The 14,967-nt window shown below is 36.7% G+C and carries 10 protein-coding genes and 6 tRNA genes; 2 read left to right on the top strand and 14 right to left on the bottom strand.

What is annotated here, in order from left to right; translation table 11 throughout:
* Window positions 1-41: 41 nt before the first annotated feature.
* The 3 genes from miaB to CXF71_RS21630 all read right to left on the bottom strand — a co-directional run bounded on the left by miaB (window position 42) and on the right by CXF71_RS21630 (window position 4,893).
* Window positions 42-1,484 carry a tRNA (N6-isopentenyl adenosine(37)-C2)-methylthiotransferase MiaB gene (miaB, locus tag CXF71_RS06845; RefSeq protein ID WP_101232202.1) on the bottom strand — a complete coding sequence of 481 codons (1,443 nt, stop codon included), beginning with the start codon at window positions 1,482-1,484 and terminating at the stop codon, window positions 42-44.
* A 162-nt stretch (window positions 1,485-1,646) separates the two neighbouring features.
* Window positions 1,647-4,403, bottom strand: coding sequence for a ligand-binding sensor domain-containing protein (locus tag CXF71_RS06840; protein ID WP_232771403.1), 2,757 nt, complete (start codon window positions 4,401-4,403; stop codon window positions 1,647-1,649).
* A 7-nt stretch (window positions 4,404-4,410) separates the two neighbouring features.
* Complete coding sequence (locus CXF71_RS21630) at window positions 4,411-4,893, bottom strand: hypothetical protein (protein WP_101232201.1); 483 nt, start codon at window positions 4,891-4,893, stop codon at window positions 4,411-4,413.
* 256 nt (window positions 4,894-5,149) lie between these two features.
* Between CXF71_RS21630 and CXF71_RS06830 the strand changes: the two genes are divergently transcribed.
* Both CXF71_RS06830 and CXF71_RS06825 read left to right on the top strand, forming a co-directional pair.
* Window positions 5,150-8,365 carry an EAL domain-containing protein gene (locus CXF71_RS06830; protein ID WP_101232200.1) on the top strand — a complete coding sequence of 1,072 codons (3,216 nt, stop codon included), beginning with the start codon at window positions 5,150-5,152 and terminating at the stop codon, window positions 8,363-8,365.
* 95 nt (window positions 8,366-8,460) lie between these two features.
* On the top strand, window positions 8,461-9,654 hold the full coding sequence (locus CXF71_RS06825; protein WP_101232199.1) for an FAD-dependent oxidoreductase: 1,194 nt from the start codon (window positions 8,461-8,463) through the stop codon (window positions 9,652-9,654).
* Between the two features lie 346 nt (window positions 9,655-10,000).
* Here the strand turns inward: CXF71_RS06825 and CXF71_RS06820 are convergent, their stop codons facing one another.
* The 11 genes from CXF71_RS06820 to CXF71_RS06770 all read right to left on the bottom strand — a co-directional run bounded on the left by CXF71_RS06820 (window position 10,001) and on the right by CXF71_RS06770 (window position 14,807).
* The gene (locus tag CXF71_RS06820) at window positions 10,001-10,204 is read right to left on the bottom strand and encodes a cytoplasmic protein (RefSeq protein WP_101232198.1); all 204 of its coding nucleotides are present in this window, start codon (window positions 10,202-10,204) and stop codon (window positions 10,001-10,003) included.
* 416 nt (window positions 10,205-10,620) lie between these two features.
* Window positions 10,621-10,697, bottom strand: a tRNA-Met gene (locus tag CXF71_RS06815).
* 94 nt (window positions 10,698-10,791) lie between these two features.
* A tRNA-Leu gene (locus CXF71_RS06810) sits at window positions 10,792-10,876 on the bottom strand.
* Window positions 10,877-11,032: 156 nt separating this feature from the next.
* Window positions 11,033-11,107: transfer RNA gene (locus CXF71_RS06805), tRNA-Gln, on the bottom strand.
* Window positions 11,108-11,162: 55 nt separating this feature from the next.
* Window positions 11,163-11,237 (bottom strand) — tRNA-Gln (locus CXF71_RS06800).
* Between the two features lie 45 nt (window positions 11,238-11,282).
* Window positions 11,283-11,367 (bottom strand) — tRNA-Leu (locus CXF71_RS06795).
* 65 nt (window positions 11,368-11,432) lie between these two features.
* Window positions 11,433-11,509, bottom strand: a tRNA-Met gene (locus tag CXF71_RS06790).
* A gap of 206 nt (window positions 11,510-11,715) precedes the next feature.
* Entirely contained in the window at window positions 11,716-12,057 is a 342-nt protein-coding gene (locus CXF71_RS06785; RefSeq protein ID WP_101232197.1) for a DUF3718 domain-containing protein, read from the bottom strand.
* 355 nt (window positions 12,058-12,412) lie between these two features.
* Window positions 12,413-13,504 carry a redox-regulated ATPase YchF gene (gene ychF, locus CXF71_RS06780; RefSeq protein ID WP_101232196.1) on the bottom strand — a complete coding sequence of 364 codons (1,092 nt, stop codon included), beginning with the start codon at window positions 13,502-13,504 and terminating at the stop codon, window positions 12,413-12,415.
* Window positions 13,505-13,562: 58 nt separating this feature from the next.
* Complete coding sequence (gene pth / locus CXF71_RS06775; RefSeq protein WP_101232195.1) at window positions 13,563-14,147, bottom strand: aminoacyl-tRNA hydrolase; 585 nt, start codon at window positions 14,145-14,147, stop codon at window positions 13,563-13,565.
* A gap of 30 nt (window positions 14,148-14,177) precedes the next feature.
* Window positions 14,178-14,807 (bottom strand): 50S ribosomal protein L25/general stress protein Ctc, encoded by a 630-nt coding sequence (locus tag CXF71_RS06770; RefSeq protein ID WP_101232194.1) that lies wholly within the window; start codon window positions 14,805-14,807, stop codon window positions 14,178-14,180.
* Window positions 14,808-14,967: the final 160 nt, after the last annotated feature.

The following is a 14,967-nucleotide window of genomic DNA, read 5'->3' as shown; positions in this document are numbered from 1 at the left end:
ATAGTGCTAAATACTGTTTAATACAGTATTCAGCAGGGTTACTATGGTGTAAAAGTACCAACACCTAACTCGTCAAGATTACTTGGCGTTGCTGTGTGGTGATTATTAGCCAAAATATCAGCAGGAGAGTGGGCAATTCTTAACCCCATATCTTTTTCTTCTCTTACTAATTCACCACGTAAAGAGTTGGCAACGACATCAGTAATTTTGATATCAACAAATTGTCCAATAACACTATGCGGGGCAACAAAGTTAACCGTACGGTTATTTTCTGTTTTACCACGTAATTCCATAGGATTTTTTCTTGAAGGACCTTCAACAAGAACACGCTGTTCGGTATTAAGCATTTGTCTGGCAATGCGTAATGCTTGGTGTGTTATTTGGTCTTGTAGAACCTTTAAACGATCTTTCTTAGTTTGGTCGCTAATATCATCAGGTAAATCTGCTGCTGGTGTACCTGGACGAGCGCTATAGATAAAGCTAAAGCTTAAGTCAAAATCAACCGCTTTAATTAGGTCCATAGTTGCCGTGAAGTCTTCATCAGTTTCACCAGGAAAGCCGATAATGAAATCAGAAGACATAGATAGGTCAGGACGTACTTTTTTCAACTTACGCACTTGAGACTTATATTCAATGGCAGTATGGCCACGTTTCATTTGCGTTAGAATGCGGTCACAACCACTTTGAACTGGAAGATGTAAGTGATTTACCAGTTCAGGAATGTCGGCATAGGCTTCAATAATATCGTCTGTGAATTCAACCGGATGAGAAGTGGTGTAACGAATACGATCAATGCCATCAATGGTAGCAACTAAGCGCACCAAATCAGCAAAACGACAAATACTATCATCGTGTGTTGCACCACGATAAGCGTTAACATTTTGACCGAGTAAGTTTACTTCACGTACACCTTGCGCTGCTAGTTGCGCTATTTCATATAATACATCATCAAGAGGACGACTAACTTCTTCGCCACGTGTGTAAGGTACTACACAGAAAGTACAATACTTGCTACAACCTTCCATGATAGAAACAAAAGCACTGGCACCGTCAGCTTTAGGCTCAGGCAAGCGGTCAAATTTTTCAATTTCTGGAAAACTTACGTCAATAATTGGGCTTTTTGAATGTTGTAGCTGATTTAACATTTCAGGTAAGCGATGTAGTGTTTGCGGACCAAAAATCATATCAACAAAAGGCGCACGCTTACGAATAGAATCACCTTCTTGTGAGGCAACACAACCACCAACACCAATCAGTAATTCAGGTTTTTTATCTTTTAAATTTTTCCAACGACCCAGCTGATGAAATACTTTTTCTTGCGCTTTCTCACGAATGGAGCAAGTATTAAGCAAAATAACATCAGCTTGTTCCGCTTCTTCAACTAACGAGAAACCATGAGTTGAATCCAACAATTCTGCCATCTTCTGCGAGTCATACTCGTTCATCTGACAGCCCCAAGTTTTGATATATAGCTTTTTACTCATTACTTCACTCTTTGCACACAAGGTAGTACTGGAAAATGCTTAGCAAAAGTCCAGTACAGATAAAAGGAGGCGTATTTTATACCAATTAACAGCTAATTTCGAATTAATAAGACAACAAGTTGTAATTGCCTTCATTATTTTGTTTTATTAAAAAATAAAAGTCTAATTTAACACCATTAATGGAAAGATAATAACAAGCTGACTACTGCCATCATCATTATCAAAAGTATTGAGTGAAGCATGGTGTTTAGTTGTAATTTGACGAATAGTATAACTAGCAAGGTCAAAGTTAACTTTACTGTCAAGTTGGCTAAACGAATCATTATCGCTATCAATAGTAAGCCATAATTTTAGCTTGACCTCTTGTAACGTTAAGCTAAAGTTTTTTACCTCACTCTTGAATATTGCCGACATTAGCGCTTCAAATATTACTTTATATAGATTTGCCCTGAGTTCATAATTCAAATTGTCTACTTTATCATCAAGGGTGAAGTGTAATTTAACTTCGTACTTGCTTTGGACATAGTCAGCTAAAAAAGGAATAGCTACACTTAAGGTTTTACCGGAAAGGTTATCTGGCTCTTGTGCATTAATCGTCTCTTTAAGTACCAATAAACTTTTCTCAATTAGTTGCTTTCCTTGCTCTAATTCATCGTTTGCTAATGAGGAAGAAGTCAGCAGTAAATTACGTTGAATAGTCTTCATCAGTTTACTGTAATTTCTCATATCATCTTTAAGCAAATTGTGGATATGCTTAATTGATTTTGTTCGTAAAAATAGTAACCAAGAGGTCAATAACACGATAAACAATAAAATGATGGCGTAAACAATCCTTATTTCCATTGTCCAATACCAAGGGTAGGCAACATTGATCTCTGTGTAAGCTTTTACATCACTCCATTGCCCCAAACTATTAGTTGCCATAATTTCAACATTATAATGACCCGAAGCCAAGCCGGTTAAGGTGAGTTGACTATTATTTATTTGCTGCCACTGGCTATTATTAATACGATATTGATACTTTTTAGCAAGGCCAGGTCGGTAGTCTAAACTGGCTAAATCAAAGGTGACCACATCGTTGCCACTTTCTATTTCGATAGTTTTATTAAGTAAATAAGCTTTGCCCGAAATGGTTGTTTTACTAATGATAATATTTGGATTAAATTGTTTTTGTTCAGATAAATCAAGTGCCAAAACACCACTGTAATGGATGGCATAAAGGGTGTTATCTTTAACTAACATACTGCTGACAAAAGAATACTGCTGAGTATTTTCTATCATGGTGACTTGGTAGTTTTTTGGTGATATACGATACAAACCAGGTTTCCCTGAGGCCCATATATCATCATCAATTAATAACATTTCGGTGAAATTTTGACCTTTTGATAGTTGAGCCAATAAGTCGCCTTGTTGATTAAAAACTAAAATGCCATCGCCGAGTGTTGAAGCAAAAATTTTGTTGTCGGTATATACCAGAGAAATAACTTTACTGTTATTGGGCGTAATTAATGTTGTCACTTTGTTAAGGCGTGGCTGATAAAGGCTGATATTATTGCTAGATGCTATCCAAAGTATGCCTGAGTCTAAAGACAGTACATCAATAACTTCCGGGCTAGGTAAACCATCAGCAACATTAATATGTTTAATTACGCTCTCGGTAGTTAGATCATAGATATATAGGCCGTCATAATTAGTCGCTATATAGAGTAAATTGTTCTTATGTTCGAGCTTCAAAATTAGCGTATCAGCCACAACATCAAGTTTAGTGACTTTATTTGTGCTTTTATCATAACGCCACAAGCCATCTTTACTTCCTATATATAACTGTTGATTGATCTCTAACAGGTCATATATTTTCAAGCCTTTTTGGGTGAAATTTATATTACTACTTTGGTTAAACTTGGGCTTTAAGAAGTTTTGTAACCCAGCCCCGTAACTGCCGATAATAATTTCATTATCAAATAAGGTTATCTCATTGGCATTTATTTGAATATCAAAAATAACTTTATGATTTGTTATATAATTTTCATAAAGCTTCTCAACCCCATGGCTGCTAACTAGCCATAAAACACCCGAAGCATCATGAAATGCACTTCTAAGACGTACGGGTTCGCTATCGCCATAGTGGTGAGACATGGCCATTAACGTTGATCCATTATATTTACTCACTTTACCTTTATTACTAATGGTAAAGAAGTGATCCTTATCAAAGGCTTTAGTGACAGAATATATTTTTTCACTATGTTCTATACTTGATAGTTTTCCATCATCAGGTAGTCGATAAATTTTATCTGGCGTAATAGCAATTATTGCACTGGTTAGTGCGACTAAGGCGGTGATATGTCCAGTAATTACTTGTTGAAGTTTTTCACCTTGCAGCTGAAATAATCCTTCGTTATTGGCGATATAAAGGTATTTTTGGCTATGAACAATATTACTGATTATTATATCGGGGCTAATGACATGAGTTTTTTTGTCTGTCGGGTTATAGCGATAAAGCTTGTTTGGAGCATTGATATAATAATTATCTTTAAACATTAAAGCGTTGTAATGACTTTGTCTTGGAATATCCGCGGGGATATTTTCAGTTTCACCCGTACGAGTATCAAATAACCATGAACCATTAGTTTCAGTAGAAAGTAAAAGTTGATCGTTAATGAGGCTTATATCATGAACCCAAGAATAGGGCAGCGGCCATTCTTGATTGTTGAGGGAAAAGGTAATGTTACTATTATCATCGACACGTGTTAAACCTTGCTGACCAGCAAGCCAAATAAAGCCGCGTTTATCTTGAATTATTTTCGCTACATTACTGAATGAACTTACCAGGGAAGTGTCATGTGCATAACTGGAAAATGCTGTGATAAAAAGGCTAAGAGATAAATATATAATGCCCTTAGCCCTAGGTATCCTCAGCAAGAAGGAGCTAAACGATACTTTGTGGCTTGATGTTATTACCCGTATCATGGTCTTTATCACCACAGGCAACAAAAACTTGCGGAATACCATCATCAATTGTTGGCTTTTGTACCAGCAAATAAGTGGGTTTTCGAGGATCATTTTGATGTTTTTTCTCTGCCCAAGCGTTAGATATTTTATCAGCAAATGGCTGGCCGTATTTGACTGCGAAGGCAGTGACTAGCATCTCAACACCAAAGTCATCCATAACCAACATAGTGTTGTCATGGTAGCCGCTTGTACTATCAAAATCTATATCTACCGTTAAAATTTTATTATTAGGTAATATCAAGTCAGCACGTAGTTTGGCAACAACGGCTCTATCGCTCTGTGCTTTTAAATTAGTTCTATTAGGCTTTTCAGTAAAATCATAAATTAAATTAATATCCTTACTTAAGCGTTTTTCTTCGGTATTTATTTCCGTAATTGATTTTTGCGACAATGCAGACATAGTGCTTCCTTGTGGATTGTTAGATGGAACTAATAAAGGTGATAACTTAATTTTGATGTAACCTTTCCCTGTTTAGAAGATCATTTTTCCTATGAACCTCAATGCCTTGGCACTTTACTATAACTGAATTATAGCAACAGACAAGAATTGTCTGATTATATTGATGTCAAACAAATTCGTTTTTAAAAGTCCGTGTTAGCATCCGTTCAAAATACCTTGCTGTTCCCTTTACTCTAAGATAAGGACATCTATTGTAATGTTCAATAAACTTGCTTGTGATCTTACTATTCGTGCACGCTTAAAGATTTTCTTATTACTACCTTGGTTCATTGTATTGTGTCTGGGTATTAGTCATACAATCGATTATTTACATGATATTGAACAGGCTCGTCAAGCTCGTGTGTCGATAACTATTTCGAGTGATATTGACAAGTTAATTTATGAACTGCAAAAAGAACGTGGTTTATCTGCTGGTATTATTGCCAATGCTAGTCAGCAACAATTATTTCAATTACAAAAACAAAGAAAGCAGACAGATTTCCGCGTAAAGCTATATGTGGATTTTGTTCAAAAGATAGAGTTAACAAAATTAAAGTTCAATAGTGCTGCCAGCAAGTATGCGATTAATAAAATTTTGCAAGAAGGTTTAGTAAGTGCTAAAAATTTGACAATACAGCGTAAAAAAATTGATGATTATGAGTGTAATAGTTACTTTGTTTACTACTCACAGTTTATTAAGCAGTTATTACGGTTAATATCGCAAATACAAGTACAACTTAAAAATACCGAACAGAATCGAGACAGTGTCGACCTGCTTAAATTACTGTACTTACAAGAAAAATCAGGACAAGAACGCGGAGCATTAAACGCTTTATTAAACTCGGAACAACTGCATATAAGTCAGCTCCAGCAGGTTATTGCTTATGGAAATGAACAGAAAAAAATCATTGGTGACTTGTTTGCAGTATCAAAATCTCACCATCAACTATGGCTACAGCGCCAACTTAATTCAGATAATAACCAAAAAGTTCTGGTTATTAGAGCGTTACTCAATAAAAAACTAATTCGGGCTGAGCAACTTGCACGGCTAGAGCGAGAGTTAGGCTATGGCGGCCTTATCCATCATTTTAAAAACTATATATTAAGAGGTGAAGCGAGTTACCTCGAAAGCTTTTTAAAAGGTTTATCCATAACGCATAATCATATAGTGGCCTTTAATCAAATCAGTAATTTAACAGACAATGATAAACAAGCGATTTATACCATTGAACAAACGCTTAATCTTTACCATCAGCATATTATATTGGCACGTTCCTCAAGAGAAAAAGGCATTAATGCAGAGAAAATAGATGAAGAGGTTCGTATTGATGATAGTCAGGCTATTGCTGCAATCAAGCAACTACAACGCAACGAACTTGATATAAATGTAGAGCATTGGTGGAATTTATCGACTCAACGAATTGATAGTTTAAGAGAGATCAGTAATCACATTCGTTCAGACATACAACGATTGGCCGTTTATGAAGAACAAAAAGCGATCGAACGGTTAGTACTCTACTTAGCAATATTCATTTTGGCATTCATCACCACATTATATTTTTCTTTCTCAGTGGTTAAGCGCATCATTAAAAAAATTAAATATATTAGTAGCGCCATGACAACAATGCAGCTCGAACATAAATTTAATCAACCACTGCAAGTCATGGGCAATGATGAAATAACAGATATGGTGATTGCTTTTAACCAAATGCTTGCAGAGAGAAGCAAGTCAGAAGGAGAACAGAAAATCTCTGCGGCAGTTTTCAAATATGCTTCAGAAGCAATTATGATCACTAATGCTAATAATGAGATTGAAACAGTTAACCCCGCATTTTGTCATATCAGTGGCTATGAAATGGAGGAAGTACTAGGTAAGTCACCAAACATATTAAATTCGGGCAGACATAATAGAATTTTCTATCAAGAAATGTGGCAAGCACTTGAGCGAGATAATAGTTGGCAAGGTGAAATTTGGAATAAAAGAAAAAATGATGAAGTTTATCCTGAATTTTTAGCCATTTCAGTGGTTCGAGACCAAGATGGCAAGCCACTCCAGTATATTAGTTTATTTTCTGATATTACTAAGCATAAAAAATATGAGGAAGATATCTGGCTACAAGCTAACTATGACTCACTCACGGGATTACCTAATCGTGATTTATGTTTAGATAGATTACGTAATGAACTCGATGGGATTAATAATAACAATATTGAAATCACACTCCTTTTCATCGATTTAGATAGGTTTAAAAATGTAAATGATACTTGGGGACATAACAGTGGTGATGAATTATTAAAACTGGCAGCAATTCGACTAAGAAACTGTTTACGTGAAAAAGATACGGTAGCGCGTTTTGGTGGAGATGAATTTGTTGTTTTATTAGTTGGATTGTCAAATCGTTTCGCGGTTGAGCGAGTGGTTAAAAATATTCTGGCTACATTAGCCATGCCATTTCATTTAAGTGATAACAATGAAGCGGTCGTATCAGCTAGCGTAGGTGTCACGGTAGCTCCTAATGATGGCGATAGCGCTGAATTATTACTGAAGAATGCTGATACCGCAATGTATCAAGCAAAAGCAGCAGGGCGTAATACTTATCAATTTTTCACCAAGGTCATGAATGAAACGGTAAGTAAACGGATGTATATTGAACAAGCGTTAAGACAAGCAATTAAGCTGCAAGAGTTTGTTTTACACTACCAACCGGTAGTTTCACTGGATAATGGTGAAATTATTGGTGTTGAAGCCCTCATTCGCTGGCAGCATCCCAATAAAGGATTAATTTATCCTGATAGTTTTATCGAAATAGCTGAAGAAACAGGATTAATTGAGCCTATTGGACAATGGGTAATTGAACAAGCTTGTGCTGATTTAAGACACTGGCACAGTATTGGGCTAAAAATACAAGTAGCCGTTAATGTGTCTAGTCGCCAGTGTAAGCAAGCGAGTAAAATGCCAATAAAGGAAATACTAAACAATGCGTTGAAAGTAAATAATATTGAACCCTCATGCTTAAAAGTTGAAATTACTGAAAGTTTATTAATGGACAATTCTCAGGAAATGATTACTACCTTGCAAGAAATAAGAAGCCTAGGGGTGGCTATTCATATGGATGATTTTGGTACTGGCTATTCATCGCTAAGTTATCTAAAACATTTTCCTATTGATGTTTTAAAAATAGACCGCTCTTTTATTGAAGGAGCTATCGATGATAAAACTGATGCAAGCTTAGTTGAAGCTGTGGTTTTAATTGGACACAGTTTATCGTTAAAACTTGTTGGTGAAGGGATAGAGACGCAACAGCATTATGATTACCTACGGTCCTTAGGCTGTGATTATGGTCAAGGATATTTTATTTCCAAGCCGATAGTCGCAGCAGAGTTAATTGTTTTTTGTCAGCAAGCAGGTAGCCCACCTAATTGGCTCGCTTGATACTAATAAAGTGATAAAACGATAAATGGGTCGAAATTACCTTTGTGCTTGGGTAAAATAACCGCCTATTCCCATTTTGTTGTGAATGCTAAAGTATGGAACATTTTGATTGTGTCGTTGTTGGTGGTGGTATGGTTGGTGCAGCAAGTGCGCTGACCTTAGCACAACTGGGTTTACAGGTTGCTTTGGTGGAGAAATTCTCACCCGAAGACTTCTCAACTGAGCAAGCGCTTGATCTACGCGTATCAGCTATTTCTTTAGCGTCACAAAATTTACTCAGCCAAGTTGGCGCCTGGCAGCAAGTTCAACAGTGGCGTACTTGTCCTTATAAACGTTTAGGTGTTTGGGAACACGAAAGTGCTTACACTGAGTTTAATGCCGATGATATTGAACAAAGTCACTTAGGACACATCGTTGAAAATCGTTTAATTCAGCTTGCGCTATGGCAACAGATAAATACCATGAGTAATATCCATACCTTTTGTCCAGAGAGTTTAATTTCCTTAGAGCAAGATAATAACAAGGCAACGTTAACACTGACCAATAGTACGTTAACAGCAAACCTTGTTATTGGCGCGGATGGCGCGCAATCTAAAGTAAGAGAAATGTCAGCTATTGGCATGACCGGTTGGGATTATCAACAATCAGCTATGTTGATTAATGTCGAAACATCAATGTGTCAGCAAGATATTACTTGGCAACAATTCTTCGAAACAGGCCCTGTCGCTTTTTTACCGCTGCCAGGACAAAGTACTTTAGGTGGTTACGCCTCTTTAGTTTGGTATCATCAACGAGATGAAATTACCCGACTCGCCTCGTTATCTAACCTCCAATTACAACAAGAGATAATGAAATCATTTCCAAAAAGATTAGGTGATATTAAGGTACTTGGTAAAGGCGATTTTCCATTAACACGAAGACATGCCAATACTTATCAGAAAAAACATGTTTTGTTGTTAGGTGATGCTGCTCACACTATCAATCCAATGGCAGGGCAGGGGGTAAATTTAGGTTTTAAAGATGTTCTTGCCTTACAACATGTGATCGCTGAGGCAATTGGCAATGGTGAAGTTTGGCATGACGAGAGCGTGCTGGCGCGTTATGAGAAAATGAGACGTAAAGAGAACTTACTTATGATGTCTACCATGGACGCGTTATATGCTAGTTTTAGTCATCCATCCCCACTCATTAAGGCCGCACGTAACATAGCGTTATTAGCGGTCAATAAAGTACCCTTTCTAAACAGCACGATAAAAAACAAAGCACTGGCTTATGCTTGTGGTTTATAGATAACGCACTGATAGGTAAATAAAAAGCCCATCCCTTTCGGGGGAGTTGAACCTCCCCAATGATCACCCTTGAAGTAAAGCTAATCAACAAGCTCTGTAATATTTGAATAGATGCAGATAACAAAATTATTGTTGTTTCTAGAGATTTATTGATAAACAGAAAGAAAAACACACTAAGCTGTTATCGCAAGTTATTCTAAGGATTGTATAAAAGGGGATTTAAATTCAAAGTTTAGAATTGAACTAAGTGATATAGCTGAAAAAAGGTGTGGAGCTAAAAATAAGAAACGACCCTGTAACTGATTTTGTTACAGGGTCCAGAGTAATACTCACATTTTTATTATGTCTAAGCCTTGATATTAACATTGTTTCCAGCATTTCCTACCGGGTTGTTTGAACTAACCGGAGGGGCTGCACTTTCAATTAATTCTAATGCCATTCTCCCTTTCTCTTCTGTTAGTTCTTTTGCTTTAACCGCTACTTCTAAAATTGTTCCATTACCGCTGTTTGCAGGAGCAAAGCTTGGGGTGTTATTGATATTCATTGACATGATGGCTCTCCGAAGTAAATTAATAACAAGGTTATCGGTCAAATTATACAAATATTGAGGTTTAATTTAATCACTGAATTATAGTCATGCGCAATTAAGGTATTAACTTTTATTAATACAGCCTATGAATAGATTCGTTTAGATGGATTTAAAAGTGAGAGGTACTTGGCAGGGGTATGCATTAATATATATAAAGTAAGTTTTAGAGAGTGGGCTTGTTTGATTCAGTTGATGATGCGAGAAAAGGCATCTGAGATTGCATATAATAAAAATGAAATATAGACGCTATTTATTGAGCCTAGATATACGTATAAGTGATGAAAATAATCGTTTGATATTAACTGTTGTTGGATTTTTATAGATAGATTTTAAATGGGTGGGAAAAGATTATTAAACACATTTTACTGAGATAGAAATGGTGGCTACACCGGGACTCGAACCTGGGACCCCATCATTATGAGTGATGTGCTCTAACCAACTGAGCTATGTAGCCTTAACAAACACAAATAGATATCTAATATAAGCAAAGCTTAAATTAATTTAGATAGATAATGGAGTGTTTATTCGATTTTTCTAGATATTTGAAATGGTGCGGGTCAAGAGACTTGAACTCTCACATCTTGCGATACTGGAACCTAAATCCAGCGCGTCTACCAATTCCGCCAAACCCGCATACATCCAATTTTTAAAGAGACTTGAACTCTCACATCGTGCGATTCTGGAACCTACTCTTTATAAGAAAAGAGCGCGTCTACCAATTCCGCCAAACCCGCATACATCCAATTTTTAAAGAGACTTGAACTCTTTGTACACCATTTTTAAAAAAAATGGCAGGGATAAGAGGATTTGAACCTCTGAATGACGGGATCAAAACCCGCTGCCTTACCGCTTGGCTATATCCCTACAGGGAGGTAATTACATCACAGACTTTTTATAACTAGAAGCTAGTAATAAAAAGTGGCAGGGATAAGAGGATTTGAACCTCTGAATGACGGGATCAAAACCCGCTGCCTTACCGCTTGGCTATATCCCTGCAATGTACTTACTTTTTACATGTGCAACTTACGTTGCTTTTAAATGGTACGGGTCAAGAGACTTGAACTCTCACATCTTGCGATACTGGAACCTAAATCCAGCGCGTCTACCAATTCCGCCAAACCCGCATTACATTCAAATTTTTAAAGAGACTTGAACTCTTCTTACTTAAATAAAAAATACTTAAGTAAAATGGTGGCTACACCGGGACTCGAACCTGGGACCCCATCATTATGAGTGATGTGCTCTAACCAACTGAGCTATGTAGCCATTACCAACCTGCTCTGTAGCAAGTGCGGCGTATTATGCTAATCAACTTGCCTTCCGTCAACCGTTTTTTGCAAAAAAGTTGCACTTTTTATTTGTTTGGCTATTGCTTGTGCAGTTTGATGGATATCTATGCAAATAAAAGACAGGAAACGCATTATCCTTTGAGTGAGGGTAATGCGTTTGTATTTATAATGAAGAAAGTTAACTTATCTTTCTTTCGCTTCTTCAGCTAAATGAGCTGAATGTTTTGCTAAGTTTTCTATTTCAGGCTTAACAGTTTTAGAGGGAAGTTTACCTATGATAAATTCTCCTACTTCTAATGCTTGAGACTTAGCCGCAAATATTAATAAATTATCGCCGTTACATTCTAGTCCGTCATAAATATTACGAATTTTTAGTTTGTTTTGTTTTAAAAATGCTCTTAAACGACTTTTATCATTTGCTTGAACATACTCACAAATACGTAAAGACATATTGTCTGCTTGAGCAGGAGCTGCAGTGATAACAGTAGTTGCTAATAAAATAGGTAATAAAATAAGTTTTTTCATCGTTATGCCTTATTATTTTTTTGATGTAGAGTTTAATTCAACAAAGAAAGTGTAGACCAATACCTTAGTTCTTGTATTCGTTGTAGGAATAGTTTGTAAGGTGATTTGATTATATGCATAGTATTCTTTGATATAACATTTTTCATTTTATTGAAAAAAATAATTAAAACAAGTATTTGTTATAGGAATATTTGAAGTTAACTTAAAACGAACTTAGAGTTTACAGATTAGTAACAGTTTTGAAATATTGAATTTAATTAATCATTAGCGTCACTAGCGTTTAACAGGCACAAAAAAAGCCCATCGTAGATGAGCCTTTTTTGATATAAAATAATTTACTGCTTAATGGTAAAATTTACACATTAAAACGGAAGTGAATAACGTCGCCATCTTTTACGCGGTAGTCTTTACCTTCTAAGCGCCATTTACCGGCTTCTTTAGCACCTGACTCACCATTAAACTCGATAAAGTCATCATAACTAATTATCTCGGCGCGAATAAAGCCCTTTTCAAAGTCACTATGAATCACACCCGCTGCTTGTGGTGCAGTAGCATTTTGCTTAACAGTCCATGCACGTACTTCTTTAACCCCAGCGGTAAAATAAGTTTGCAAATGAAGTAAAGAATAGCCAGCATTTATAACACGATTAAGACCTGGCTCTTCTAAACCCATTTCAGCCATAAATTCAATACGGTCTTCATCATCCATTTCAGACAATTCGCTTTCAATTTCAGCACAAACAGCAACAACAATAGCACCTTCTGCATCCGCTATTTTTTGTACTTGATCAAGGTAAGGATTATTTTCAAAACCATCATCATTAACATTAGCGATATACATGGTTGGCTTGAGTGTTAAGAAGTTTAAGTAGTCAACGGCTGCTTTTTCTTCTTTAGTTAGCTCTAAAGAACGTACCATGTGGCCTTCTTCAACATGCTTTAATATTTTTTCTAATACCGGCATTTCAAATTTAGCGTCTTTATCTCCACCTTTAGCTTTCTTTGCTAAACGAAAAATTGCACGTTCGGCTGTATCCATATCAGATAGCGCTAATTCAGTATTGATCACTTCGATATCATCAATAGGACTGACCTTATTAGCAACATGAATAATATTGTCATTATCAAAGCAGCGAACTACGTGACCAATGGCATCTGTTTCACGGATGTTAGCTAAAAACTTATTACCTAAACCTTCACCTTTCGATGCACCAGCAACAAGACCTGCAATATCAACAAATTCCATTGTAGTTGCTAATACTCGCTCTGGTTTTACTATGGCTGTTAATTTATCTAAGCGAGGATCGGGTACGGGTACTACGCCAGTATTTGGCTCAATAGTACAAAAAGGGAAATTTGCCGCATCAATACCTGCTTTGGTAAGTGCATTGAATAGTGTTGATTTACCGACGTTAGGCAAGCCAACGATACCACATTTAAAACCCATAATTTTTACCTACTGATTAGTTGCTAACACAGAGTTACTAGCGTGTATTTGCGAATATTTATTCGGCTTTAAACGAGTGTAAGCGATTTTGCGCTTTTTTTAAGTCGTCTTTTAACCATATATCTAAACATCGACTGGCTTCGTCGATTGCTTGTTCAATTTTTTCTTGCTCTGCTTTGGGCGCTTTACCCAAAACATGACCCGTTACTTTATCGCGATGACCAGGATGATCAATGCCAATTCGTAACCGGTAGAAATCTTTATTGTTAGCCATGCGAGCGATAATATCGCGCAAGCCATTGTGACCACCGTGTCCGCCACCTTTTTTAATCTTACAAATACCCGGTTGCATGTCTAATTCATCATGAGCAACTAACATTTCGTCTACCGTTATTTTATAAAAATTAGCGAGTGAAGAAACTGCTTGACCGCTAAGGTTCATAAAGGTGGTAGGGATTAATAAGTGGACAAGGTTACCCGCAATCATGCCTTTACCGTAAAGACCTGAGTATTTTTTTTCGGGAAGGAGAGAGATATTGTAGCTACGTGCTAGTTCTTCTATGAACCAAACACCAGCATTGTGGCGTGTTTTGCTATATTCGGGACCAGGATTACCCAGCCCCGCAATTAGTTTAATAGTCATTATTTATAATATTATAAATGATGTTAACTATTATTCAGCAGCTGGAGCTTCTGCTGCAGGAGCTTCTACGTCAGTACTTACTTTAGCAGTTTTAGGTGCATTAGCAGAAACAACAGCTAGATCGTGATCTTCGCCTTTAGCTAATTCATCAGACGTAACGCCTGCTGGGAAAGTAACATCTGATAAATGCAATGTTTGACCAAGTTCAAGGCCAGCTAAGTCAATTTCGATGAACTCAGGTAAGTCTTTTGGTAAACAAGTGATAGCAATTTCATTCATGTGGTGAGAGATGTTCGCACCAGTTTTAGCCGCTTCATCTTCATTAATGAAGTGAATAGCTGCGTTTGCATGAACAATGTGGTTTGCGTTAATGCGTAAGAAATCTAAGTGCATTACCACTTGCTTGAACGGATGACGTTGCATGTCTTTAATTAAACATTCAACTGGCTTACCAGCGATGTTCAATGTTAATACTTGCGTGTAGAACGACTCTTCTTGTTGAGCACGGAAAACGTTTTTGTGCTCTAAAGTTAAAGAGATAGGTTCTTCGTTTTCACCGTAAAGGATAGCAGGAACTTTGTTCGCGTGACGTAGGCGGCGGCTCGCACCTTTCCCTAAATCAGTACGTACTTCAGCTTCTAATGTTAATAAATCAGTCATGTTAATACTCTTCTGTTATATAAGTTAAAAAACTTAAAAATTATATCTTGTTTTTTGCGACCAAAAACAAGGAGGCACCATTTTCTTACCAAAGCTTAGCTATAAACAACTAGACTATTAGATAAAAAGGCGCGGCATAATAACATTTAGAGGAGAGTAA

It is taken from the genome of Colwellia sp. 12G3 (genome assembly GCF_002836775.1).
GTDB lineage: Bacteria > Pseudomonadota > Gammaproteobacteria > Enterobacterales > Alteromonadaceae > Colwellia.
Note: the sequence above shows the minus strand (reverse complement) of the source record. Positions and strands in the feature narration are given on the sequence as shown.